Annotated in this window: 22 protein-coding genes; 12 read left to right on the top strand and 10 right to left on the bottom strand. The window is 68.7% G+C overall.

Going from position 1 to position 24,433, the window contains the following annotated elements; all coding sequences use genetic code 11:
- Nucleotides 1-22 precede the first annotated feature (22 nt).
- The 3 genes from WS64_RS15720 to purT form a co-directional block, all read right to left on the bottom strand.
- Nucleotides 23-403 (bottom strand): MliC family protein, encoded by a 381-nt coding sequence (locus tag WS64_RS15720; RefSeq protein WP_060966830.1) that lies wholly within the window; start codon nt 401-403, stop codon nt 23-25.
- Between the two features lie 93 nt (nt 404-496).
- Complete coding sequence (locus WS64_RS15715; RefSeq protein WP_006497052.1) at nt 497-682, bottom strand: DUF6726 family protein; 186 nt, start codon at nt 680-682, stop codon at nt 497-499.
- 18 nt (nt 683-700) lie between these two features.
- A complete protein-coding gene (purT, locus tag WS64_RS15710; RefSeq protein WP_060966829.1) occupies nt 701-1,915 on the bottom strand; it encodes a formate-dependent phosphoribosylglycinamide formyltransferase in 1,215 nt (404 codons plus the stop codon).
- Nucleotides 1,916-2,131: 216 nt separating this feature from the next.
- Between purT and WS64_RS15705 the strand changes: the two genes are divergently transcribed.
- Both WS64_RS15705 and WS64_RS35250 read left to right on the top strand, forming a co-directional pair.
- The gene (locus tag WS64_RS15705) at nt 2,132-2,677 is read left to right on the top strand and encodes an META domain-containing protein (protein WP_059646481.1); all 546 of its coding nucleotides are present in this window, start codon (nt 2,132-2,134) and stop codon (nt 2,675-2,677) included.
- 177 nt (nt 2,678-2,854) lie between these two features.
- Nucleotides 2,855-6,811 (top strand): DNA translocase FtsK, encoded by a 3,957-nt coding sequence (locus tag WS64_RS35250; protein ID WP_060966828.1) that lies wholly within the window; start codon nt 2,855-2,857, stop codon nt 6,809-6,811.
- A 121-nt stretch (nt 6,812-6,932) separates the two neighbouring features.
- Here WS64_RS35250 and WS64_RS15695 read toward each other — a convergent pair whose 3' ends face one another.
- On the bottom strand, nt 6,933-8,180 hold the full coding sequence (locus WS64_RS15695; protein WP_124862978.1) for a lactonase family protein: 1,248 nt from the start codon (nt 8,178-8,180) through the stop codon (nt 6,933-6,935).
- 166 nt (nt 8,181-8,346) lie between these two features.
- Between WS64_RS15695 and WS64_RS15690 the strand changes: the two genes are divergently transcribed.
- Together WS64_RS15690 and WS64_RS15685 are read left to right on the top strand one after the other, a co-directional pair.
- Nucleotides 8,347-10,176 carry a glycoside hydrolase family 15 protein gene (locus WS64_RS15690; protein ID WP_059646473.1) on the top strand — a complete coding sequence of 610 codons (1,830 nt, stop codon included), beginning with the start codon at nt 8,347-8,349 and terminating at the stop codon, nt 10,174-10,176.
- Nucleotides 10,177-10,388: 212 nt separating this feature from the next.
- Entirely contained in the window at nt 10,389-11,894 is a 1,506-nt protein-coding gene (locus WS64_RS15685; protein WP_060966826.1) for a polyhydroxyalkanoate depolymerase, read from the top strand.
- A gap of 108 nt (nt 11,895-12,002) precedes the next feature.
- Here the strand turns inward: WS64_RS15685 and WS64_RS15680 are convergent, their stop codons facing one another.
- Nucleotides 12,003-12,635, bottom strand: coding sequence for a TetR/AcrR family transcriptional regulator (locus tag WS64_RS15680; RefSeq protein ID WP_059583716.1), 633 nt, complete (start codon nt 12,633-12,635; stop codon nt 12,003-12,005).
- 263 nt (nt 12,636-12,898) lie between these two features.
- On the opposite strand from WS64_RS15680, the gene rsxB reads away from it, so the two are divergent.
- On the top strand, nt 12,899-13,801 hold the full coding sequence (rsxB, locus tag WS64_RS15675; protein ID WP_060966825.1) for an electron transport complex subunit RsxB: 903 nt from the start codon (nt 12,899-12,901) through the stop codon (nt 13,799-13,801).
- Nucleotides 13,798-14,442, top strand: coding sequence for an endonuclease III (gene nth / locus WS64_RS15670; protein ID WP_006478196.1), 645 nt, complete (start codon nt 13,798-13,800; stop codon nt 14,440-14,442). The genes rsxB and nth overlap by 4 nt, the downstream gene beginning before the upstream one ends.
- A 105-nt stretch (nt 14,443-14,547) precedes the next feature.
- On the opposite strand, the gene WS64_RS15665 is transcribed toward nth, so the two are convergent.
- Nucleotides 14,548-15,477 (bottom strand): DMT family transporter, encoded by a 930-nt coding sequence (locus WS64_RS15665; protein WP_059583718.1) that lies wholly within the window; start codon nt 15,475-15,477, stop codon nt 14,548-14,550.
- Nucleotides 15,478-15,670: 193 nt separating this feature from the next.
- On the opposite strand from WS64_RS15665, the gene WS64_RS15660 reads away from it, so the two are divergent.
- Nucleotides 15,671-16,138, top strand: coding sequence for a DUF1841 family protein (locus tag WS64_RS15660; RefSeq protein WP_371090871.1), 468 nt, complete (start codon nt 15,671-15,673; stop codon nt 16,136-16,138).
- A gap of 110 nt (nt 16,139-16,248) precedes the next feature.
- Here WS64_RS15660 and WS64_RS15655 read toward each other — a convergent pair whose 3' ends face one another.
- Together WS64_RS15655 and WS64_RS15650 are read right to left on the bottom strand one after the other, a co-directional pair.
- A complete protein-coding gene (locus tag WS64_RS15655) occupies nt 16,249-16,608 on the bottom strand; it encodes a c-type cytochrome (protein ID WP_034190735.1) in 360 nt (119 codons plus the stop codon).
- A gap of 40 nt (nt 16,609-16,648) precedes the next feature.
- Nucleotides 16,649-17,008 carry a c-type cytochrome gene (locus WS64_RS15650; protein WP_006478192.1) on the bottom strand — a complete coding sequence of 120 codons (360 nt, stop codon included), beginning with the start codon at nt 17,006-17,008 and terminating at the stop codon, nt 16,649-16,651.
- A gap of 244 nt (nt 17,009-17,252) precedes the next feature.
- Here WS64_RS15650 and WS64_RS15645 point away from each other — a divergent pair, with 244 nt between their 5' ends.
- From WS64_RS15645 to WS64_RS15625, 5 genes are all read left to right on the top strand, one after another.
- Complete coding sequence (locus WS64_RS15645; protein ID WP_060966986.1) at nt 17,253-18,095, top strand: AAA family ATPase; 843 nt, start codon at nt 17,253-17,255, stop codon at nt 18,093-18,095.
- A 26-nt stretch (nt 18,096-18,121) separates the two neighbouring features.
- Complete coding sequence (locus tag WS64_RS15640; protein ID WP_059583720.1) at nt 18,122-19,297, top strand: vWA domain-containing protein; 1,176 nt, start codon at nt 18,122-18,124, stop codon at nt 19,295-19,297.
- A 55-nt stretch (nt 19,298-19,352) separates the two neighbouring features.
- Nucleotides 19,353-20,564 carry a benzoate/H(+) symporter BenE family transporter gene (locus WS64_RS15635; protein ID WP_060966824.1) on the top strand — a complete coding sequence of 404 codons (1,212 nt, stop codon included), beginning with the start codon at nt 19,353-19,355 and terminating at the stop codon, nt 20,562-20,564.
- A 168-nt stretch (nt 20,565-20,732) separates the two neighbouring features.
- On the top strand, nt 20,733-21,686 hold the full coding sequence (tal, locus tag WS64_RS15630) for a transaldolase (protein ID WP_059583766.1): 954 nt from the start codon (nt 20,733-20,735) through the stop codon (nt 21,684-21,686).
- Between the two features lie 245 nt (nt 21,687-21,931).
- A complete protein-coding gene (locus tag WS64_RS15625) occupies nt 21,932-22,387 on the top strand; it encodes a VOC family protein (RefSeq protein ID WP_059646451.1) in 456 nt (151 codons plus the stop codon).
- Between the two features lie 89 nt (nt 22,388-22,476).
- Here WS64_RS15625 and mctP read toward each other — a convergent pair whose 3' ends face one another.
- Together mctP and WS64_RS15615 are read right to left on the bottom strand one after the other, a co-directional pair.
- Nucleotides 22,477-24,027: a monocarboxylate uptake permease MctP gene (mctP, locus tag WS64_RS15620; RefSeq protein WP_059583724.1), complete on the bottom strand. Its 1,551-nt coding sequence runs from the start codon at nt 24,025-24,027 to the stop codon at nt 22,477-22,479.
- Complete coding sequence (locus WS64_RS15615) at nt 24,024-24,266, bottom strand: DUF3311 domain-containing protein (RefSeq protein ID WP_006490660.1); 243 nt, start codon at nt 24,264-24,266, stop codon at nt 24,024-24,026. The genes mctP and WS64_RS15615 overlap by 4 nt, the downstream gene beginning before the upstream one ends.
- Between the last annotated feature and the right edge of the window lie 167 nt (nt 24,267-24,433).

Here is a 24,433-nt window from a genome sequence, read left to right as displayed (position 1 = left end):
GTGCCGCGACCGCGCCCGCCGCTCAGCCCTGCTTCTTTTTCTTCTCGACCTGCACGCAGTCGCCCAGCAGCGGCGGCGACTTCGGGTCGGCGATCTCGTCGCGCAGCGTCGCTTCCTTGCCCTTCGTCCACCACGTATAGCGGCCGGCCTGGTAGCGCGCGCCCGACGCCGACACCGTGTCGACGAACAGCAACCGCTTGCCGTCGACCGGCACGAGCGCGAAGCTCTGGCCGTTGCCCGCGAGCCAGTACGACACGCGCACCGGCTGCTTCTGGTTCGCGCACTGGTAGACGACCTGCTGGCGCGTGTCGGCGTCGATCTCTTCGATGGTCAATCGCGCGGCATGCGCGACGGAAACGGCACCGCTGGCAAGCGCAAGCGCGGCGAGGGTGTAGCGAATCATGCAGGTCCTCTCACGAGACGGTGGAAACGCGCCATCGCAGCGCGCGGGGTGATTGTCCATACGGTCGACGGGAAGGCACGTCGGCGGCCGAAATCAGGGATCTATCACATCCGCGCACGCATCGGTCGGCGCCGCGGCGACATGGCCGACGAGCGGCACGATCTTGAGGCCCGCCGACGCCACGCGGCACGGGGCGGCCGCCAGGCCGCAGCCGGCGAGACTCGCGACAAGCGCCAGCGCGGCGCCCAGCTTTCCGATACGCAACCACCTCGACGCCATCGTCCGCTCCTCGTTCCGTCAGCGCGCCGACACGGGCCGCACGGCCGCGGCAGCGCGCTTCGCGCGTTCGCGGGCTTCGTCGACGGTCGCGCCGCTCGCCAGCGCGACACCCATGCGCCGCTTCGCGAAACTTTCCGGCTTGCCGAACAGGCGCAGGTCCGCGCCCGGCACCGCGAGCGCGTCGCGCACGCCTTCGAACGCGATCCCGCGCTCGTCGAGCCCGCCGTAGATCACCGCCGACGCAGCCGGCGTGCCGAGCGCCGGATCGACCGGCAGCCCGAGAATCGCCCGCGCGTGCAGCTCGAATTCCGACTGGCGCTGCGATGCCAGCGTGACGAGGCCCGTATCGTGCGGCCGCGGGCTCACCTCGGAGAACCAGACGTCGTCGCCGCGCACGAACAGCTCGACGCCGAACAGCCCGCGCCCGCCGAGCGCCTCGGTCACCTTGTGCGCGATCTCGCGCGACTTCTCGAGCGCCGCCGCGCTCATCGGCTGCGGCTGCCACGATTCGACATAGTCGCCCGCCACCTGGACGTGGCCGACCGGCTCGCAGAAATAGGTACGCGTGTCGAGCGTCGCGGGGTCGATCGCGCGCACGGTCAGCTGCGTGATCTCGTAGTCGAAATCGACGAAGCCCTCGACGATCACGCGGCCGTGGTTCACACGCCCGCCGGCCATCGCGTAGTCCCACGCCGGCTTCACGTCGGCCTCGGTCTTCACGACCGACTGCCCCTTGCCCGACGACGACATCACGGGCTTCACGACACACGGCATGCCGATCTTCGCGACGGCCGCGCTGAACGCTTCGAACGAATCCGCGAACGCATACGGGGAGGTCGGCAGGCCGAGTTCCTCGGCCGCGAGCCGGCGGATCCCTTCGCGATTCATCGTGAGCTGCGTCGCGCGCGCGGTCGGGATCACCTCGGCGAGGCCGGCTGCCTCGATCGCCGCGAGCGCGTCGGTGGCGATCGCCTCGATCTCGGGGACGATCAGGTGCGGACGCTCGGCCTCGACGACCGCCCGCAGCGCGGCCGCGTCCGTCATGTCGATCACGTGCGCGCGATGCGCGACCTGGTGGCCCGGTGCGTCCCGATAGCGATCGACCGCGACGACTTCGACGCCGAGACGCTGCAACGCGATGATGACTTCCTTGCCGAGTTCGCCCGCGCCGAGCAGCATGACGCGCGTGGCCGAGGGTGAAAGCGGCGTACCGAGCCGCTGACCGATCTGCATGTGATTTCCCGCTGGTTCTGTTGGAGGACGAAAACGGCTTCGATGTTAACACGGGCATCCGGGCCGGTTCGGGCGGTTTGGCCGCGCCGGCGCGTCGTCGTGCGAGGCCGGTGGGCGGCCCGCGAACGTTTTCACGCGCGAAGTGTCGGCTCGCCTGCCGCAGGGCGGGTGCGTTACTCTTACGCCTTGATCAGAATCCGAAGAGGAACGAGGCTCATGTCCCACCTGTCCGCGGCCGCACGCGCACGCACCGGCCTGTTTCGTCCGTTGCGCGCGCCGCTTTGCGCGCTGACGCTTGCCACGCTTCTCGCCGCCTGCGCGATGCCGACCCATCCCGATTCCGCCGCCCCCGAACCCGACCCGTACAACCCCGCCGCCGTCCAGTTGCTCGACGACACGAGCTGGGAGCTCACCCGCTGGGTGAACGCCGACGGCACGCAACGCGCGATCCCGCACGGCGACAACGGCGAGCCGATCAAGCTCGCGCTGTCGACCGATTCGGGCATCCGGCGCGCAAGCGGGTTCTCGGGCTGCAACCGCTACATGGGCACCTACGCGATCAAGAATGGCGTGCTGAGCTTCGGCCCGCTCGCCGGCACGCGAATGGCCTGCCCGAACACGCTCGGCGGCCAGCTCGAAGCCGCGTACCTCGACGCGCTCGCCCACATCGCGAAGACCGGCGTGCAGATGCGCGCGCCGCAGCAATTGCAGATCGTGACCGAGGCCGGCGCGACGCTGACGTTCACGCACCGGAGCCCCTGACGCCCGGCGCGCGCGAAGGCCGACCGACCGCCTTCGCGTGGCGCGCCACGCGCATGTGCCACCCACGTGCGTCGCGCGGCGTGAATCGGAATCACGCCGCGTTAGAGTCTTGTTCGCCGGCCGGTTAAACTCGGCGGGTCGCGCCCCGCGCGCCCCTCCCCACTCCTGTTTCAAAGCATGCACACGGTTGTCTTCGGCTGGTTCGGCATCTCCGCCGTCTGGTTCCTCCTTCTCTTCTGGCGTCTCGTCCAGGCGATGCTGCCCGGCGGCGGCGGGCTCGCCGGCCGCGGCTCGATCCGCCTGTGGCTCGGCTTCGCCGCGGTATTCGTCGCCAGCTGCACGCTGACGAGCCCGCTGTCCGGCCCCGACACGAACGCGCTCGGCCATGCGTGCTCGGCCGGCTTCGCCCGCGTGCTCGGCCCGATCGGCACGCCGGTCGCGATGGTCGTGCTGTTGTTCGCCGGCTTGCCCTGGCTGACCGGCATCGGCTGGCGGCAGTTCGCCGCATGGGTCGACACGTCGTTCGGCGTCAAGCTGTCGCGCGACGGCGACGACGACGCGCGCGGGATCGCCGATCTGCCGCGCAGTGCGCTGCATCGCGACGACGACGTCGTGCAGCCGACCACCGCGCACACCGTGAACTCGATGGCGCCGCGCCAGAACGGCCGGTATTCGCGCCCGACCGTGTGGAAGCCCGATCCGCAGGCACGACCGAAGCCGCGCAGCAAGACGCCGCCGCGCCCGCTCGCGGAGCCCGTCGCGCCGTCGGGCTGGCTGAAGCCCGCCGCGCCGCAACGCACACCGGCGCCGCCCGCGCCGATCCCGGCCAGCGCGATGCCGCCGCCGACCACCGGCAGCACCGCCAGCCTCGCGCGCGCCGCGGCGAACGCGCAAGTGCCGCGCCCGGCGCCCGCTCCGCTTCCGGCGGGATTCGAACCCGTCCGGCCGCGTCCGACCGCCGCGCGGCCGGCCACCGCCGCGCTCACGCAGACTACGCCGCGCGCCACGGTCGCGCCGCGACCGGCCGGTACGCAACCGCAGCGTCCGCCGGTGCGTCCGGCCGCGGGCACGGCGGCAGCCGGCCTGCCGCCGGACGCGACACGCCGCCGCCCGGCGCCGCCCGCGCCGGCACGCGCGCCGCTCTATGCGTGGACGGAAAAACCGGCCGCGCCGATCACGCCTGCGCCGAGCGTTCACGACACGCTGCGCGCGATCGAAGCCAGCACCGCGCAATGGGCGGCGCTGGGCGGCGCACAGCCGGCCGACGCGACGCAAGCGGCAACCGCAACCGCTGCCGGCGTAGCCGCGGCGGGTGGCGTGGCCGCGCCGGCAGCGGCGGCTGTGTCGGACGCGTTCGTCTCCGCGACGCACGGCATCGCAGCGCAGGACATCCCTGCCCCGGCCGAACACGAAGCCGCACCTGCGCATGACGACACCGCGCCGATCGTGCTCGACGCCTTCATGCCGGCGGAATCCGGCATGACACAGGCTCCGGTCGACGATTCACCCACCCCGTCGTTCGATGACACCACCCCGCACGCGCTGCCGGATACCCGCGTCGACGATCGCGTGTTTTCGCCTCGTGCCGACGACGAGATCCCTCCCGTCGACGATGCGCCCGCCGCGCCGGCATTCGGGATCGCCGCCGCGCCTTCGTTCGACATGCCCGTCGACGTCGCGCCGTGGGAAGACGTCGCCAGCCCGCCGGCTTCCGCCTTCGACGTGTCGACCGGGAATCCGGTCGCCGAATCGCTGGAGGACACCGCGGGATCGGAATCCGCCGATCCCGCCTCCGCGCAGGCAGACGATGCGGCGGTTCGCGACCCTGGCACCCGCCATCCGGCCGGATCACCGGATACCGACGACAAGGACGACACGCAACCGGCGCCTGTCATCGATCGCGCCGCACCGGCCCACGTGCCTGAACGTGCCGCCGATGCGCACGCCGACGTGAAGCCCGCCGACGGTATCGTCCCGTTCGCCGCCCTGCCCTCTTCGTCGATCGCCGGAACGCCGGCGCGCGCGCTTTCGGCAACCACGCCGATCGCGGCGCCGTCTTCCGCGCCGGCATCGACGGGTCCAGCCGACACGACGATCACCTCGACCGGTACGACGACCTCCGCTCCATCCGGCTCACCCGGCTCATCGGGCGCCGTCGCTCCGCAGCCGGCCATCGCCCTTCCCGCGTCGCCGGCCGTTTCCGCCACGACGTCGCCATCCTTCAGCGCGATCGCGCCGACAGCCGCGCTCGCCGCCACGCCGGCTCACCGGGTCACGGGCTTGCCTGCCGCTGCAACCGGACCGCTGATGTCGATCGATGCGCCCGCCGCGACGCAGGCCCCGTCGATCGCGTTCGACCCTGCCACGGTCGCAACGCGGACGTTCACGACACCGCCCGCCGCTGCCGCCACGTCGTCGGGCTGGTCCATGTCGCACGACGTGACCGAGGCGCCGATCACGGCACCGCCGGCAACGGCCCTCCCCGGCGCCAGCCTCCCGTCTCCGCCGGCGGCCGTCGTTTCCGCGCCGACACCGCCCACTGTCGCACCGATCGGCGCACCGGCCACCCAGGCGACCGAGGCCACCGAACCGGCCCCGGCCGCCGCCCGTCAGCCGCGCCCGAACGCGTTCGAATTCCACGCACCCGCGTCGTTCAACGTCGAACTGCCGACGCTCGACCTGCTCGAGCCTGCGTCCGACGACGTCGAAACGATCACCGAGGAACACCTCGCGCAAACCGCGCAGGTGATCGAACAGCGACTGCAGGAATTCAAGGTGCCGGTGACGGTGGTCGGCGCATCGGCCGGCCCCGTGATCACGCGCTTCGAGATCGAACCCGCGCTCGGCGTGCGCGGCAGCCAGATCGTCGGGCTGATGAAGGACCTGTCGCGCGGCCTCGGCCTCACGTCGATCCGCGTCGTCGAGACGATCCCCGGCAAGACCTGCATGGGCCTCGAACTGCCGAACGCGAAGCGCCAGATGATCCGCCTGTCGGAGATTCTCGAATCGCGCCAGTACCAGCATTCGCCGTCGCAACTGACGATCGCGATGGGCAAGGACATCACCGGCCACCCGGTCGTCACCGATCTCGCGAAGGCGCCGCACATGCTGGTGGCCGGCACGACGGGTTCGGGCAAGTCGGTCGCGATCAACGCGATGATCCTGTCGCTGCTGTACAAGGCGACGCCGGAAGACGTGCGGCTCATCATGATCGACCCGAAGATGCTGGAACTGTCGGTCTACGAAGGCATCCCGCACCTGCTCGCGCCGGTCGTCACCGACATGAAGCTCGCGGCGAACGCGCTGAACTGGTGCGTCGGCGAAATGGAGAAACGCTACCGGCTGATGTCGGCCGTCGGCGTGCGCAACCTCGCGGGCTTCAACCAGAAGATCCGCGACGCGCAAGCGAAGGAAAAGAAGATCGGCAACCCGTTCTCGCTGACGCCCGACGATCCGGAGCCGCTGTCGACGCTGCCGCTGATCGTCGTCGTGATCGACGAGCTGGCCGACCTGATGATGGTCGCCGGCAAGAAGATCGAGGAATTGATCGCCCGCCTCGCGCAGAAGGCGCGCGCGGCCGGCATCCACCTGATCCTCGCGACGCAGCGTCCGTCGGTCGACGTGATCACCGGCCTCATCAAGGCGAACATCCCGACGCGCGTCGCGTTCCAGGTATCGTCGAAGATCGATTCGCGCACGATCCTCGACCAGATGGGCGCGGAGTCGCTGCTCGGGATGGGCGACATGCTGTTCCTGCCGCCGGGCACCGGTTATCCGCAGCGCGTGCACGGCGCGTTCGTCGCCGACGAGGAAGTGCACCGGATCGTCGAATACCTGAAGCAGTTCGGCGAGCCGCAGTACGAGGAAGGCATCCTCGACGGCCCGGCCGCCGACGGCGCGACGCAGGACCTGTTCGGCGACGCGCCGGATGCGGAAGCCGATCCGCTGTACGACGAAGCCGTCGCGTTCGTCGTGCGCACGCGGCGCGCGTCGATCTCGTCCGTGCAGCGGCAATTGCGCATCGGCTACAACCGCGCGGCGCGCCTCGTCGAGCAGATGGAAACGGCGGGCCTCGTGTCGGCGATGGGCATCAACGGCAGCCGCGAGGTGCTCGTGCCGGCCGCGGCCGACTGAGGCCGGCGGCCCGCCGGCCGCGATTCATCGATACAGGCGCGCCGCGCAAGCGGCTGCCCCAAATACGAAGGGCGCTGCATCGGCAGCGCCCTTCTTGCATCGGCCGGGAATCGACCGGGATTTACTGCTCGACCGGCACCAGCTTGAAGTCGACCGGCTTGCCGACCGCGACCTTCTGCGGATTCGCGCCGAGCTGCCCCGTTTCGACATCGCGGCTGAACACGTAGAACGTGTCGCTGTCCTGGTTGCCGACGATCAGCCACTTGCCGGTCGGATCGATCAGGAACTCGCGCGGCGTCTTGCCGAGGCTCGACTGGCGGCCGACGTGCTTGAGCCGGCCGTCGGCCTTGTTCACCGCGTAGATCACGAGGTCGTTCGCGTCGCCGCGGTTGCTCGCGTACAGGAAGCGCCCGTCCGGCGACAGGTGGATCGCGCCGCCGCCGACCTTGCCCTTGAAGCCCGGCGCCGTCATCGGCACCGTCTGGACCGGCGTCAGCTTGCCGTCGTGATAGCCGAACACCTCGACCGACGCGTTGAGCTCGCTCGTCACGTAAGCGAAGCGGCCGTCGGCGCCGAACACCATGTGACGCGGGCCCGAGCCGGCCTTCACCGGCGTGTAGCGCGTGTCGGTCGGGCTGATCAGCCCGCGGCTGCCGTCCACCGTGTAGCGGTAGCCGTAGATCTTGTCCGCGCCGAGATCCTGCACGAACAGGTAGCGGCCGTCCGGCGAAAACACCGTCGAATGCACGTGCGCGCCGTCCTGGCGGCCCTTCACGGGCCCGGTGCCTTCGTGGTGGACGGTCAGCACGGCCTGGCCGGCCGCGCCGTCGTCGCGCAGCGGAAACACCGCGAAGCTGCCGCCCGGGTCGGCCGCGACCGAGTAGTTGGCGGTGACGAGGTACTTGCCGTCCGGCGACAGCGCGAGATAGCAAGGATCGTTCCCTTCCGACGATACGCGGTCGATGAAGCTGAGCGCACCCGTCTTCGCGTCGAAGCGGAACGCGCTGACGCCGCCGCGCTGCGTCGCGGGCCCGTCGTCGCCGGGCAGCTCGTTGACCGCGTAGACGGTGCGACCGTCGCGGCTCGGCAACAGGTACGACGGATTCACGGTCTTCGCCGACGACACCGGCGCGACGCTGCCCGTCCTGGTGTCGAAGCGGTAAACGTAGATCCCGTCGCTGCCGCCGCCCGTATAGGTGCCGACGAGCAGGTTGTAGACGCCGTCGGCCGGGGCGGACGATTGCTGCGCGAATGCATGGGTCGCGGACAGGGAAAGCACGATCGCGAAACCTTTCATCCAGTGAGCGAACCTAAGCGGGAACCCTCGTGTCGAAGCGCGTGCGTCACGCTCCCGTAAACGGTTGGGCATTGAATCCTCCTTGCATCGAGTCGCTTCAAGTGTTGAGATAGGACGAAACGCCGGCCGTTCATGCGCTCCGCCGCCCGGCCGAGTATACGGGGCGCGGCGCCCGGGCGTGAAGTCCGGGCCGCCGACGTCCGCATTGTGAATTCGAATACCCAAGGATCGCCTGCCCATGCCCGCCCTGATCGAAGACTACGCCCTCGTCGGCGACGGCCACACGGCCGCGCTGATCGCAAAAGACGGCTCCGTCGACTGGCTGTGCTGGCCCCGCTTCGATTCGGGCGCCTGCTTCGCGGCGCTGCTCGGCACGCCCGAGCACGGCCGCTGGCTGCTTGCTCCGGCCGCCGACGCCGCGATCACGCACACGACACGCCGCTATCGCGGCGACACGCTGATTCTCGAAACCGATTACGAAAGCGCCGACGGCGCCGTCACCGTGATCGACTTCATGCCGCCCGGCAACGGCTGGTCCGAACTGGTGCGGATCGTCGTCGGCCGCCACGGCACGATGAAGATGCGCATGGAGCTCGTGTTGCGCTTCGACTACGGTTTCTCGATTCCGTGGGTCACGCAACTGACCCGCGAGGACGGCATGAAGGCCATCGCCGGCCCCGATACCGTCGTGCTGCGCACGCCGGTGTCGCTCACCGGCAAGAACCTCCATACGCTCGCGGAATTCACGGTCCGCGCCGACGAGCGCGTGCCGTTCTCGCTCGGCTACGCGGCGTCGCACATGCGGCTGCCGCCCGCGCGCGACCCGCTGTCGATGCTCGCGCGCACGGAGAACTACTGGCTCGAATGGTCGGGCCGCTGCCAGGTGCAGGGCCGCTACGCGGCCGCCGTGCGCCGCTCGCTGATCACGCTGAAGGCGCTCGCGTACGAGCCGACCGGCGGCATCGTCGCCGCGCCGACCACGTCGCTGCCCGAGAAGATCGGCGGCAACCGCAACTGGGACTACCGCTACTGCTGGCTGCGCGACGCGACGATCACGCTGCTCGCGCTGATGCGCGGCGGCTACTACGACGAGGCGCGCGCATGGCGCACGTGGCTCGGCCGCGTGATGGCCGGCTCACCCGAGCAGATCCAGATCATGTACGGGATCGCCGGCGAGCGCCGGCTGCCGGAAATGGAGCTCGACTGGCTGCCCGGCTACCAGGATTCGCTGCCGGTACGCGTCGGCAACGGCGCCGCGAACCAGCTCCAGCTCGACGTGTTCGGCGAGGTGATGGCCGCGCTGCACCTCGCGCGCGTGGGCGGCCTGCAGGCCGACGATACGGTCTGGTCCGTGCAGTGCGCGCTGCTCGACCATCTCGAGAAGATCTGGCAGGAGCCCGACGAAGGGATCTGGGAAACGCGCGGCGGCCGCCGCCATTTCACGTTCTCGAAGGTGATGGCGTGGGTCGCGTTCGACCGCGCGATCAAGTCGGCGGAAATGTTCCGGCTGCCCGGCTCGCTCGACCGCTGGCGCGCGCTGCGCGAGCGCATCCACGCGGACGTCTGCGCGAACGCCTGGCACGAAGGCAAGCAGGCGTTCGCGCAGAGCTACGGCAGCGACGAGCTCGACGCGAGCGTGCTGCTGCTGCCGCAGCTCGGCTTTCTGCCGCCGGAAGATCCGCGCATCGTCGGCACGGTCGATGCGATCGAACGGGAATTGCTGCACGACGGGCTCGTGATGCGCTACCGCACGACCGAATACGACGACGGCCTGCCGCCCGGCGAAGGCACGTTTCTCGCGTGCAGCTTCTGGCTGGTCGACAGCTACGCGCTGCTCGGCCGGATCGACGACGCGCATCGGCTGTTCAGCCGGCTGCTCGCGCTGTCGAACGACCTCGGGCTGCTCGCGGAGGAATACGACCCGGTGGCCGGCCGGCTCGTCGGCAACTTCCCGCAGGCGTTCTCGCACGTGGCGCTCGTGCATACCGCGATGAACCTGATGCACCACGAAGACGCGATGGCGCGCGCGGCCGGCCAGCCCGCGCCGGCCGTGGCCACCGGCCGCTGAGCGGCGGCCGGGGAGCCTTGTTCAGAGATCGTCAATTCGCAAAGCTTTGATGAAAATCCGAGGAAATGTTGCATTGCAACACCGATCGTTGTCCGATATGATCGACACGATTGTCCGGCTGCATTGCAACATGGCCGGTCGCTGACCCACACGGCACGCCGCGACGCCCCACGCCGCCCTTGCGCACCGTCCCCCACGCGGGAGTAGTCTGCATGCTTTACCAATTGCACGAATTCCAGCGGGCGATGCTGAGCCCGCTCACGGCCTGGGCTCAGGCCGCTTCGAAGTCGTTCGCGAATCCGTCGAGCCCGTTCTCGCTGATGCCCGGCGCACCGCGGATGGCGGCCGCCTATGAGCTGATGTATCGGCTCGGCAAGGACTACGAAAAGCCGGAATTCAACATTCACCAGATCGTCAAGGACGGCCACAACATCCCGATCGTCGAGCAGACGATCATCGAGAAGCCGTTCTGCCGGTTGTTGCGCTTCAAGCGCTATTCGGACGACGCCGACGCCGTCACGCAACTGAAGGACGAACCGGTCGTGCTGGTCTGCGCGCCGCTGTCGGGCCACCACTCGACGCTGCTGCGCGACACGGTGCGCACGCTGCTGCAGGATCACAAGGTCTACATCACCGACTGGATCGACGCGCGGATGGTGCCGGTCGAGGTCGGCCCGTTCCACCTGCACGATTACATCGCGTACATCCAGGAATTCATCCGTCACATCGGCGCGCGCAACCTGCACGTGATCTCGGTATGCCAGCCGACGGTGCCCGTGCTCGCGGCGATTTCGCTGATGGCGAGCCGCGGCGAGGACACGCCGCTCACGATGACGATGATGGGCGGCCCGATCGACGCGCGCCGCAGCCCCACTTCCGTGAACTCGCTCGCGACGCAGCACTCGACCTCGTGGTTCGAGAACAACGTGATCCACACGGTGCCCGCGAACTATCCGGGCGAAGGCCGCCAGGTGTATCCGGGCTTCCTTCAGCACACGGGCTTCGTCGCGATGAACCCGGAGCGGCACGCGCAATCGCATTGGGATTTCTACCAGAGCCTGCTGCGCGGCGACGAGGACGACGCCGAAGCGCACCGCCGCTTCTACGACGAATACAACGCGGTGCTCGACATGGCCGCCGAGTATTACCTCGAGACGATCCGCGTCGTGTTCCAGGAATTCCGGCTCGCGGAAGGCACGTGGGACGTCGAGGGCGAGCGCGTGCGGCCGCAGGACATCAAGCACACCGCACTGATGACGATCGAGGGCGAACTCGACGACATCTCGGGCAGCGGCCAGACGCACGTCGCGCACGAGCTGTGCACGGGCATCCCGCAAGACGATCGCCGCAGCCTGACCGCCGAGAAGTGCGGCCACTACGGGATCTTCTCGGGCCGCCGCTGGCGCACGATCATCTACCCGCAACTGCGCGACTTCATCCGCGAGCATGCGCCGGAGCCGAAGAACGGCGCGGCGAAGTTGCCGGTCGATGCGCAGGATGCGACCGCGATCGGCGTCGTGCCGGCCGCCAAGCCGGAGCCGGAACCGGAAACGGCGGTGCGCGCCACCGCCGCCAAACGCACGCGCGGCACGCGCGCGAAGGCGCCGGCCGTGACGGTCGCGCCCGCCCGGGCACCCGCCGCCAAGGCCGCGCCGGCCGCGAAACGCGCGGCAGGCAGCCCGCGCGCCAAAGCCATGCGAGCCCGCAAGGCCGCCTGACACACCGCGCTCCGACGCAAAAACGCCGCCGTAGCTTGCGCACGGCGGCGTTTTCTTATCCGGGCGCGGCCGCGAACCAGCGGCGCACCGGCTCCTCCATTCGTCGCGTCAGCGCCGCAGCAGATACGCGAGCAGCACCTCGGTGTTCATCCGGACCATCTCCGCGCGCTCGTCGGTATCGGTGAAGTCGCGGCCGAGCGTCGCGGCGAGCGTGAAGCGGTTCGACACGATGTAGTAGCCGAGCCCCGACAGCGTCACGTAGAAGCGCAGCGGATCGACGTCGCTGCGGAACAGCCCGGCCTTCTGGCCGCGCATCAGCACGTTGCCGAGTTTCGCGACGATCGGCGACATCATCTCGCGGATCCGCGTCGACTTGTGCAGATAGCGCGCTTCGTGCAGGTTCTCGTTGTTGATGAGCCTCAGCAGCTCCGGATGGTCGCGGTAGTAATCCCACACGAAATGCGCGAGCCGCGTGACGGCTTCGACCGGCGCGACGCCGTCGAGATCCAGCACGCGCTCGGCCTCCGTCAGCGCGGAGAACGCGTGTTCGAGCACGGCGGTGAAGAGCTGCTCCTTGCTGCCGAAGTAGTAATAGAGCATGCGCTCGTTCGTTTCGGCCCGGCGCGCGATCTGATCGACGCGCGCGCCGAACAGCCCTCCATTCGCGAACTCTTCGGCCGCCGCCATCAGGATGCGGCGGCGCGTACCTTCAGGATCTCTTTTGATTTTTGGCTGATTCATGGTGGCGTTTTGCTATGTGAGCCGCTTGATCCGGACCGGCACCCCCACCGCCTCGGCGCCGGCCGCCCTGGAACGGGCGCGCCGCGGGCGGCCACCCTCCTGCTGAGCCCCTGCAAAAAAGCGGTTCGATTATGCGCATAGACGGCGTCCAGCGCAATGCGGGAAATCGGCGATAATCGAGCTTTGGCAAACCTTTCCGGCCGCGCCCGACGCGGCCGAGAGCCATTCGGCGCCGCGGCGCCCGTTGTCAGCCTGTTGTCACCGTGACCGATTCCAAAACACTCGCGGATCGCATCGAAGATCTGCTTCCCCAGACGCAATGCACGAAGTGCGGCTATAACGGCTGCCGTCCGTACGCCGAGGCGATCGCCGCCGGCGACGCGAACTACAACCAGTGCCCGCCCGGCGGCGCCGAAGGCATCGCGCGCCTCGCGCGCCTGCTCGGCAAGCCGGTGATTCCGCTGAACCCCGTGAACGGCAGCGAACATCCGCGCGCGGTCGCGTTCATCGACGAAAACCTGTGCATCGGCTGCACGCTGTGCATGCAGGCGTGCCCGGTCGACGCGATCGTCGGCGCGCCGAAGCAGATGCACACGATCGTCGCGTCGCTATGCACGGGTTGCGACCTGTGCGTGCCGCCGTGCCCGGTCGACTGCATCGCGATGCTGCCGGTGACCGGCGATCGCACGGGCTGGGATGCGTGGTCGCACGAGCAGGCCGACGCCGCGCGCGAGCGCCACGATCTGCGGCTCGCGCGCCAGCGTCGCGAGCGCGAGGCCGCCGAAGCGCGCGCCGCGGCCCGCCGCGCCGCGAGTACCGCGAAGCCGGCCGCGGAACCCTCCGCCGTGCAGCCGGGCGCGCCGGCCGCCGCACCGGCCGACGACGCCGAAGCGAAGAAACGCGCGATCATCGCCGCCGCGCTCGAACGCGCGCGCAAGAAGAAGGAAGAACTGTCCGGGCAAGGCGCCGGGCCGAAGAACACCGAAGGCGTGAGCGCGGCCGTCCAGGCGCAGATCGACGCGGCCGAGGCCCGCCGCAAGCGGCTCGCCGAACAGCAGGCGCAGCGCGACGCCGATGCGGCGTCGGGCGGCGGCGACCACGACAACGACGCAGGCAACGACGATCCGGGCGGCCCGTCCACGCCGCCCGACCAGAACGCTCCATGAACGCCAGCAAACGACGCGCGATCTACGAAACGCTGCAGAGCCTCAATCCGCATCCGACCACCGAGCTCGAATACTCGACGCCGTTCGAACTGCTGATCGCCGTGATGCTGTCCGCGCAGGCGACCGACGTGTCGGTCAACAAGGCGATGCGGAAAATGTTTCCGGTCGCGAATACCCCGCGACAAATCGTCGCGCTTGGCGAGGAAGGCGTCACCGAGTACATCAAGACGATCGGCCTCTATCGCACCAAGGCGAAGAACGTCGTCGCGACGTGCCGGATCCTGCTCGAGCGCTACGACGGCGAGGTGCCGGCCGATCGCGAAGCGCTCGAAGGCTTGCCGGGCGTCGGCCGCAAGACCGCGAACGTCGTGCTGAACACCGCGTTCGGCCAGCCGACGATCGCGGTCGACACGCATATCTTTCGCGTCGCGAATCGCACCGGTCTCGCGCCGGGCAAGGACGTGCGGGCCGTCGAAGCCGCGCTAGAGAAGTTCACGCCGAAGGAATTCCTGCAGGACGCGCATCACTGGCTGATCCTGCACGGGCGCTACGTGTGCAAGGCCCGCCGGCCCGAATGCTGGCACTGCGCGATCGAACCGCTGTGCGAATTCCGGCCGAAGACGCCGCCGCCCAACGAGTGAGCATCAGCCGCGGCTGACGTATCGACGCGCCGCGCCGGCCGCCCGGGCCACGCGCGACAACCGGCCGGCGTCGCCGCGGCGCCGGCGGCGTGCCCTCCTTCACGACTACGCGTTGGACGTCGCCGTCGCGTCGTCGGCGGCCGCGCCGCCCGCGCGCACGAGCGCCAGCACGGCCGCCAGAATCGCGACACCACCCGCCCACTGCAGCGGCGACAACGCTTCGCCGAACAGCAGCGCCGCGAGCGCGACCGTCACGACCGGTTCGAGCGTCGACAGCATCGACGTGCGCGCGGCCCCGAGCCGCTCGAGCCCCGCGAAGAACGCGAGCATGGCCGCGACCGTCGACACCAGCGCGATCGCGAGCATCGATGCCCAGCCGCCGGCCGTCGCGGGCCACCGCGGCGGCGCGCCGAACGCCGCCGTTCGCACGACGGCGATCGCGACGAGCGTCGCGGTGGCCGACAGGCAGATGATCGCGGTGGTCGCGAGCGGTTCGACGCCGCGCGTCGCCTTGGTGCCGCCGACGATGTACAGCGAGTAGATCACCGCGGCGGCCAGCGCGAGCGCGATCCCGAGCGGCTCGCCGTGCCCGCCGCCGACCATCAGCGCCGAACCCGCGACGCACAGCACCAGCGCGACGGCCTTCGCGCGCGTCAGCCGCTCGCCGAGCCACCACGCGGCCAGCAGCGTGACGAACGCCGGATACAGGTACAGCAGTAGCGCGACGAGGCTCGCCTGCGCGTGCTGCAGCGCGCTGAAATAGCAGAACGACTGCCCGACGTAGCCAAGCGCGCCCATCGCGACGAGCGGCACGAGCGCGCGGCCGCGCGGCCATGCGACGCCGCGCTGCCGCGCGATGGCGGCGAGCACCGCGCCGCCGATCGCGAAGCGCACGATCAGCAGCCCGAGCACGTCGACGCCGGCCGCGTACGCATAGCGGCCGAAAATCGCCATCGCGCCGAACGCGGCGGCGGACAACGCGACGTAGAGCGCGCCCTGCAGGGCGGCGGACGATGAGCGGACGGTGGCGGTCATGGTGAAAGCGGGCGAGCAAGGCGCCGTGACGGGAATCGTCGGAGTGTAGCGGCGCGGCGGCGGCGAGCCTAGCCCGCGCTTACCCGTTGCGCGACGGGCGGCCGCAACGACCCGCGCCGTGCCGCGCGCCTCCAGCCGCCCGAGGCCACCGCCAGCGCCGTCCGCCGCGCCGGCGTACAATGCCCGACGCGGCATGACGCCGCCCGAATCACGACGTTTCCCCACCATGTTCAATCCAAGCCGCGACGACGTGCGTCGCTTTTTCACCGAGACCTGGCGCAAGCAGCGCGCGGGCGAGATCCTGACGCCGCTCGAAGCGATCGCAGCCGACTGGATCGTCGAGCATCCGGAATACCACGACGAACTGGCCGACGCCGACGGCGCGGCGGCGCGCAACTACACGCCCGAGGAAGGCCGCACGAACCCGTTCCTGCACCTGTCGATGCACCTCGCGATCAGCGAGCAGTTGTCGATCGACCAGCCGCCCGGCATCCGCGCCGCGCACGACAAGCTGGCCGCGAAGCTCGACTCGACCCACGATGCGCAGCACGCGATCATGGAATGCCTCGGCGAGACGATCTGGGAAGCGCAGCGGACGAACACGCCGCCCGATACCGACGCGTACCTGCAGCGCATCCTGCGCCGCGCGTCGCGCGACTGAGTGCGCCGGCCGGCACCCCGGCCTGCGCCGGCGGCCCCGTGAAGCGGGCAAAAAAATGCCCCGCCGAGGCGGGGCATGCTTGCTGCGCGAGCCCGTGAGGCCCGTCGCGCTTACTTCTTGAATACGAGGTCGGTTTCCTTCAGCGACTCGATGTAGGCCGCGATGTCCTTCATGTCGCTGACCGACAGGTTCTGGACCTGCGCCTGCATGATCGCGTTGTTGCGACCGAGCAGCGGGTTCGTCAGCCCCATCTGGTACTGGCGCATCGACCACACGAGATAGTCGGCGTGCTGGCCGGCGAGGCGCGGATATTCGGCGTTGATCGGCTTGTTCAGCTGCGCGCCGTGGCAGGCCGCGCAGTTGTGCGATTCGACCAGTTCCTTGCCCTTCGAGATGTCCGCGGCGTGCGCGGTACCGATCGCGAGGCCGGCCGCCAGTGCAACCGCCGCCGTCTTGAATGCGTTGTTCATGAATGCTCCTGTCCCGCCGGAGAGATTGGCGGCGCGCGCTTTACTTGTAGGGGTTGTCCTTCGTGTCGGCCTTCTGGGCGGCGTAGTACGCCGACAGATCCGCGATGTCCTGGTCGGTCAGCGAGCCGGCGATCGCATTCATCGACGGGAAGTGACGATCCTTCTTGCGGTAGGCCTTCAGCGCGTTCTCGAGGTATTGCTGGTTCTGGCCGCCGAGGACAGGCACCCGGTAGACCTCCGGGTACGCCGCGCGGTAGTCCTGGATGCCGTGGCAACCGATGCACATGGCGGCCTTGCTCGCCCCGTCCTTCGGGTTGCCGACCACACCGGCCGCCTGCGCGCTGCCCGCGAGCGCCACGAGCGCTGCGACAACGACGTGTTTGCCGACGAATTTGTTCATAGCTCTTGTAACCTAGCTTGAGGGGAAACTGGCGCCGAAGCGGCAACGGCCCGCGCCGTTTTGCTTGTCGGTCGCCACGCAGGCCAAAAAAACGGCCAGATTGTACCGCGTCGGCGGGGAACGCGTCCATACGGCGCCCCCGGCTCGCCCCGCCGCAGCCCCGCAACGATACGCGGGCGCGGCCCGCCCGCACAGCCCTTCTGACTTATACTGGGTTTTTTTCCCGATGAAGAAGAGCGCCGCCATGCGTTTCGAAGGGTCCTCGCACTACGTCGCCACCGACGATCTGAAGCTCGCGGTCAATGCCGCGCTGACGCTGCAACGCCCGCTGCTGATCAAGGGCGAGCCCGGCACCGGCAAGACCATGCTCGCCGAGGAAGTGGCCGCCGCGCTCGACATGCCGCTGCTGCAGTGGCACATCAAGTCGACCACCAAGGCGCAGCAGGGCCTGTACGAATACGACGCCGTATCGCGGCTGCGCGATTCGCAGCTCGGCGACGCGCGCGTCAAGGACATCGCGAACTACATCGTCAAGGGCGTGCTGTGGCAGGCGTTCGACGCCGAGCGCCCGAGCGTGCTGCTGATCGACGAAATCGACAAGGCCGACATCGAATTCCCGAACGACCTGCTGCGCGAGCTCGACCGGATGGAATTCCACGTGTACGAGACGCGCGAGACGGTCCGCGCGAAGCACCGCCCGCTCGTCATCATCACGTCGAACAACGAGAAGGAGCTGCCCGACGCGTTCCTGCGCCGCTGCTTCTTCCACTACATCCAGTTTCCGGACCCGTCGACGATGCAGAAGATCGTCGCGGTGCACTTCCCGAACATCCGCGAGGAACTGCTGCGCGCGGCGCTCGAGAATTTCTTCGAGTTGCGCGGCGTGTCGGGCCTGAAGAAGAAGCCGTCGACGTCCGAGCTGCTCGACTGGCTGAAGCTGCTGCTCGCCGAGAACATCCCGGCCGACGCGCTGCGCGGCGCGGACGCGAAACAGATCGTGCCGCCGCTCGCGGGCGCGCTGCTGAAGAACGAGCAGGATCTGAGCCTGCTCGAACGGCTCGTCTACATGAACCGGCACAACCGGTAATCCCCCTCACCCGCGAAGGCCCGGCCATGCTGCTCAATTTCTTCTACGCGCTGCGCGCAGCCAAGCTGCCCGTCTCGGTGAAGGAATACCTGACGCTGCTCGAAGCGCTGAAGGCCGGGCTGATCTCGCCGTCGATCGACGCGTTCTACTTCCTCGCGCGGATGACGCTCGTCAAGGACGAGCAATATTTCGACAAGTTCGACCAGGCGTTCGGCGCGTATTTCCACGGCGTGTCCGCCCTGCCGTCCGAGGCGTTCGACATCCCGCTCGACTGGCTCGAGAAGCGCCTCGAGCGCGAGCTGTCGGCCGAGGAGAAGGCGCAGATCGAGGCGATGGGCGGCCTCGACAAGCTGATGGAGCGTTTGAAGGCGCTGCTCGACGAGCAGAAGGAACGCCACGAAGGCGGCAACAAATGGATCGGCACGGGCGGCACGTCGCCGTTCGGGCACGGCGGCTACAACCCGGAAGGCGTGCGCATCGGCGGCCCGTCGAACGGCAATCGCACCGCGGTGAAGGTGTGGGAGGCGCGCGCGTACCGCGACTACGACGATTCGGTCGAGATCGGCACGCGCAACATCAAGGTCGCGCTGCGGCGGCTGCGCCGCTTCGCGCGCGAAGGCGCGGCCGAGGAGCTCGACCTGCCCGGCACGATCCGCAGCACGGCCGCGAACGCCGGCTGGCTCGACCTGCGGATGGTGCCCGAGCGCCACAACAACGTGAAGGTGCTGATGCTGCTCGACGTCGGCGGGTCGATGGACGACCACATCAAGCGCACCGAAGAGCTGTTCTCGGCCGCGAAGGCCGAGTTCAAGCACCTCGAATTCTTCTACTTCCACAACTGCGTGTACGACCACCTGTGGAAGAACAATCGCCGCCGCCACGCGGAGCGCACCGCGACGTGGGACGTGCTGCACAAGTTCACGCCCGACTACAAGCTGATCTTCGTCGGCGACGCGACGATGAGCCCGTACGAGGTGCTGCAGCCCGGCGGCTCGGTCGAATACAACAACCCGGAAGCCGGCGCCGTGTGGCTGCGCCGTCTCGCCGACCAGTTCCCCCACCATGCATGGCTGAACCCGGAGCCCGAGCGGCTATGGGAATACCGGCAATCGATCGCGATCATTCGCGACGTGCTCGGCCAGCGCATGTATCCGCTCACGCTCGCGGGCCTCGAAACCGCGATGCGCGCACTCAGCAAGTAACGACACCCACCCGCAGATACCCAGGCCGCGTCCGAGCGGCCGCCCCGGAGAGAGCATGAACCTTTCGCCCACCGCGAGCGCCAGCCGCGCCGGCGGCCGCCGCTTTTTCGCCGATACGTCCGTGTCCGCGCTCGTCGCCGGCTTCGTCGCGATGATGACCGGCTACACGAGCTCGCTCGTGCTGATGTTCCAGGCCGGCCGCGCCGCCCACCTCACCGACGCGCAGATCTCGTCGTGGATCTGGGCGCTGTCGATCGGCATGGCGCTGACGACCATCGGCCTGTCGCTGCGTTTTCGCGCGCCCGTCGTCGTCGCGTGGTCGACGCCCGGCGCCGCGCTGCTGATCGCGTCGCTGCCCGGCGTGCCCTACCGCGAGGCGATCGGCGCGTTCGTCGTGTGCGCGCTGCTGCTGACCGCCGTCGGCGTGAGCGGGCTGTTCGACACGCTGATGAAGCGGATTCCGGCCGGCATCGCGGCCGCGCTGCTCGCGGGCATCCTGTTCGAGATCGGCATCGAGATCTTCCGCGCCGCGCAGTTCCAGACCGCGCTCGTGCTCGCGATGTTCTTCACCTACCTGATCGTGAAGCGGCTCGCGCCGCGCTATGCGATTCCGGCGACGCTGATCGTCGGCACGGCGGTGGCCGGCGGCCTCGGGCTGCTCGACTTCAGCCGCTTCCACATCGCGCTCGCGCAGCCCGTGTTCACGATGCCCGCGTTCTCGATCGCGTCGATCGTCAGCATCGGCATTCCGCTGTTCGTCGTCGCGATGGCGTCGCAGAACGTGCCGGGCATCGCGGTGCTGCGCGCGGACGGCTATTCGACGCCGTCGTCGCCGCTGATCGCGACGACCGGCCTCGCGTCGCTGCTGCTCGCGCCGTTCGGCGCGCACGGCGTGAACCTCGCGGCGATCACGGCCGCCATCTGCACGGGCCCGGAAGCGCACGAGGATCACGCGAAGCGCTACACGGCCGCCGTGTGGTGCGGCACGTTCTACCTGATCGCCGGGATCTTCGGCGCGACGATCGCCGCGCTGTTCGCGGCGCTGCCGAAGGCGCTCGTCGTGTCGGTCGCGGCGCTCGCGCTGTTCGGCTCGATCATGAGCGGGCTCGCGAACGCGATGCAGGACGTGAAGCAGCGCGAAGCGGCGCTCGTCACGTTCATGGTCACGGCTTCGGGCCTCACGCTGCTGTCGATCGGCTCCGCGTTCTGGGGGCTCGTCGCGGGCGTCGTCACGCAGGTGATCCTGAACGCGCGGCGCCCCGCGTGACGCGGCTCGCCGCCTGCCGCGGCGCGCGCCCGGCACGCCAAAACGTGCCCGACACGAATCGGGCCTAAAATGATGGATCGGAAGCGGCGCCCGGCGCCGCTTCGCTTCGCCGCCGCGCTCGCGCGGCCCGTGAGAACCCGGCGCCCCGCGCTCTTCTTCCGAATCGCCATGACTACCGCACTCGACCAGCTGAAGCAGTACACGACCGTCGTCGCCGACACGGGCGACTTCCAGCAGCTTGCGCAATACAAGCCGCAGGACGCGACCACGAACCCGTCGCTGATCCTGAAGGCCGTCCAGAAGGATGCGTACAAGCCGATCCTCGAGAAAACCGTCCGCGATCACCGCAACGAAAGCACCGATTTCATCATCGACCGCCTGCTGATCGCATTCGGCACCGAAATCCTGAAGCTGATCCCGGGCCGCGTGTCGACCGAGGTCGACGCACGCCTGTCGTTCGACACGCAGCGCTCGATCGACAAGGGTCGCGAGCTCATCAAGCTGTACGAAGCGGCCGGCGTCGGCCGCGAGCGCATCCTGATCAAGCTCGCATCGACGTGGGAAGGCATCCGCGCGGCCGAGGTGCTGCAGAAGGAAGGGATCAAGTGCAACATGACCCTGCTTTTCTCGCTCGTGCAGGCCGCCGCGTGCGCGGAAGCCGGCGCGCAGCTGATCTCGCCGTTCGTCGGCCGCATCTACGACTGGTACAAGAAGCAGGCCGGCGCGGAATGGAATGAAGCGAAGGACGGCGGCGCGAACGATCCGGGCGTGCAATCGGTGCGCCGCATCTACACGTACTACAAGACGTTCGGCTACAAGACCGAAGTGATGGGCGCGAGCTTCCGCACGACGAGCCAGATCACCGAGCTCGCCGGCTGCGATCTGCTGACGATCAGTCCCGATTTGCTGCAGAAGCTGCAGGAGAGCAACGAGACGGTCGCCCGCAAGCTGTCGCCGGACACGCTGCAGGACAAGCCGTCCGAGCGCGTCGCGATCGACGAGGCATCGTTCCGCTTCCAGTTGAACGACGAAGCGATGGCGACCGAAAAACTCGCCGAAGGCATCCGCGTGTTCGCCGCCGACGCGGTGAAGCTCGAGAAGCTGATCGACGCGCTGCGCTGAACCGCGCGTGCGTGACGGCTGTCGGTTGATCTGTCAGCAAGACTGACAACAGCCGTCAACCGGCACGACGAACGGCCGCGAACTGCATGTTCGCGGCCGTTTTTATTTTTCATTCCATCGTCGAGCACGGGCACTACAATCCACGTCACGAGTGCGGCGGCCGCATCCCGTCGCGCCCGTCCCGGTCAATCCCCGCAGTACCCGAGCCGGCGCCGCTCCGCCTGCCCGGCCCACAGGAGACAACGATGCAAGTTCAACCGTACCTGACGTTCTACGGTCGTGCCGACGAAGCCCTTCAGTTCTACGAAAAGGCGCTCGGCGCAAAGACGGTGTTCAAGATGCACTTCAAGGACGCACCGCCGAATCCCGATTACCCGATCTCGCCGGAGATGGCCGACAAGGTGATGCACGCGAGCTTCACGATCGGCGACTCGATGATCATGTGCTCGGACGGCGACGGCAGCCAGCCGGCAGGCGCCGCGCATGCCGGCTACTCGCTGTCGCTGAACCCGGCGACGGTCGACGAAGGCCAGAAGCTGTTCAATGCGCTCGCCGACGGCGGCGAAGTGACGATGCCGTTCGGCAAGACGTTCTGGGCGCTCGGCTTCGGGATGGCGAAGGATCGTTTCGGCGTGCACTGGATGGTCAACGTCGAGGACCTGTCGCAGCGCGAGGAACTCGCGAAACGCGCACAAGGGTGACGCAAGAACGAACGCCCGCCACCTCCCGGTGGCGGGCGTTTTCGTTGCCGCGCGGCGCGTGCGCGGCACGCGGCCGCGCTCGGCCCGTATCAACCCTCGACGACGTCGAGATAATCCTCCGGCCGCGTGCGATCCTCCGCATGCGCCATGCCGATCGCGCGCACCAGCACGCTCACGACCACCGACACCACCAGGTTCACGACCAGCGACCACACGGCCGCGTAGCCGGGAATCGCGAGGCCGAACAGATGGATCGTGAAGATCGAGCTCGCCAGCTTCAGCGAGATCGCCATCCACGTGCCGCAGACGATGCCGGCCGCCCAGCCGGCGAGCAGCCCGCGATGGTCGAGCACGCGCGTGTACAGGCCGAGCACGATCGCCGGCAGCGTCTGAATGATCCAGATCCCGCCGAGCAGTTGCAGCTGGATCGCGTAGGTCAGCGGCAGCCCGAGGATGAACGCCACCGCGCCCACCTTCACGATCAGCGACACGAGCTTCGCGACGTGCGTTTCCTGGTCGTGCGACATGTTGCGGTTCACGAACTCGCGGTGGATGTTGCGCGTGTACAGGTTCGCGGCCGCGATCGACATGATCGCCGCCGGCACCAGCGCGCCGATGCCGATCGCCGCGAACGCGACGCCGACGAACCACGACGGGAAGTACTCGAGGAACAGCGCGGGCACCGCGAAGTTCGGGCCGAACGCCTTGAAGTACGGCGCGTATTGCGGCATGTCCTTCACGCCGGAGGCGAGCGCCATGTAGCCGAGCAGCGCGAGCAGGCCGAGCACGAACGAGTACGCGGGCAGCATCGCCATGTTGCGGCGGATCGAGTTGCCCGACGACGACGACAGGATTGCCGTGACCGAGTGCGGATACAGGAACAGCGCGAGCGCCGAGCCGACCGCGAGCGTCGCGTACGCGCTGTAGCCGTTCAGGCTCGCCGCGTCGGGCGCCTTCAGCAGCAGCTTCGCGGGCGGCACCGCGGAAAAGATGTGCCCGAAGCCGCCGAGCTTCGCGGGAATCACGATGACGGCGGCCGCGATCGTGATGTAGATCAGTACGTCCTTCACGATCGCGATCATCGCGGGCGCGCGCAGCCCCGACGTGTACGTGTACGCGGCGAGGATCGCGAACGCGATGATCAGCGGCAGGTCGCCGACGAAGCCGGTCGTGTCGAAACCGAGCGCGCCGATCACCACCTCGATGCCGACGAGCTGCAGCGCGATGTACGGCATCGTCGCGACGATGCCCGTCACCGCGATCGCGAGCGCGAGCATCCGGCTGCCGTAGCGCGCGTTGACGAAATCGGCGGCCGTCACGTAGCCGTGCCGCTTCGCGATGCTCCACAGCTTCGGGAACACGACGAACGCGAACGGATAGATCAGGATCGTGTACGGCAGCGCGAAGAAGCCCATCGCGCCGGCGCCGAACACGAGCGCGGGCACCGCGACGAACGTGTAGGCCGTGTAGAGATCGCCGCCGAGCAGGAACCACGTGACGATCGTGCCGAAGCGGCGTCCGCCGAGGCCCCATTCGTCGAGATGGGCGAGATCGCCGCGCCGCCAGTTCGCGGCCAGGAAACCGATGATCGTGACGCCGATGAACAGCAGGACGAAGACGAAGGTCGCGCCGAGATTCATTGCGCACCTCCTTGCGTGCCGCTCGCCTTCCACGCGTTCTTGGTCTTGAAATACACGAACGCGGTGATCACCGCGCTGATGAAGACCCAAAGCAGCTGGTACCAGTAGAAAAACGGAAAGCCGAGCCATTGCGGCTCGATCTTGCTGTACGACGGCACCCAGACCATCGCGATCAGCGGCAGTACCAGCAGCCAGAGCCAGCGCTTGGCGGCCCGGTTGGCGTCGGCATCGTGAGCCATGACGTCTCCTCTTCTATCCCGGTTATCGATCTTGTTGAGCGGGTACGGCGCCGAGAGGAGCGGCAATACGGGTAGGCTGCGGCTCCCCCTGGCTTCGCGCCAGTATAGGAGCCGCGAGCACGCGGTCAAGCGGGGGCGAACCCGAGGTGATCCGCCCCTTGTCGCGT

It is taken from the genome of Burkholderia anthina (genome assembly GCF_001547525.1).
In the GTDB taxonomy this organism is placed as follows: domain Bacteria; phylum Pseudomonadota; class Gammaproteobacteria; order Burkholderiales; family Burkholderiaceae; genus Burkholderia; species Burkholderia semiarida.
This window is presented reverse-complemented; position numbering and strand designations above follow the sequence as displayed.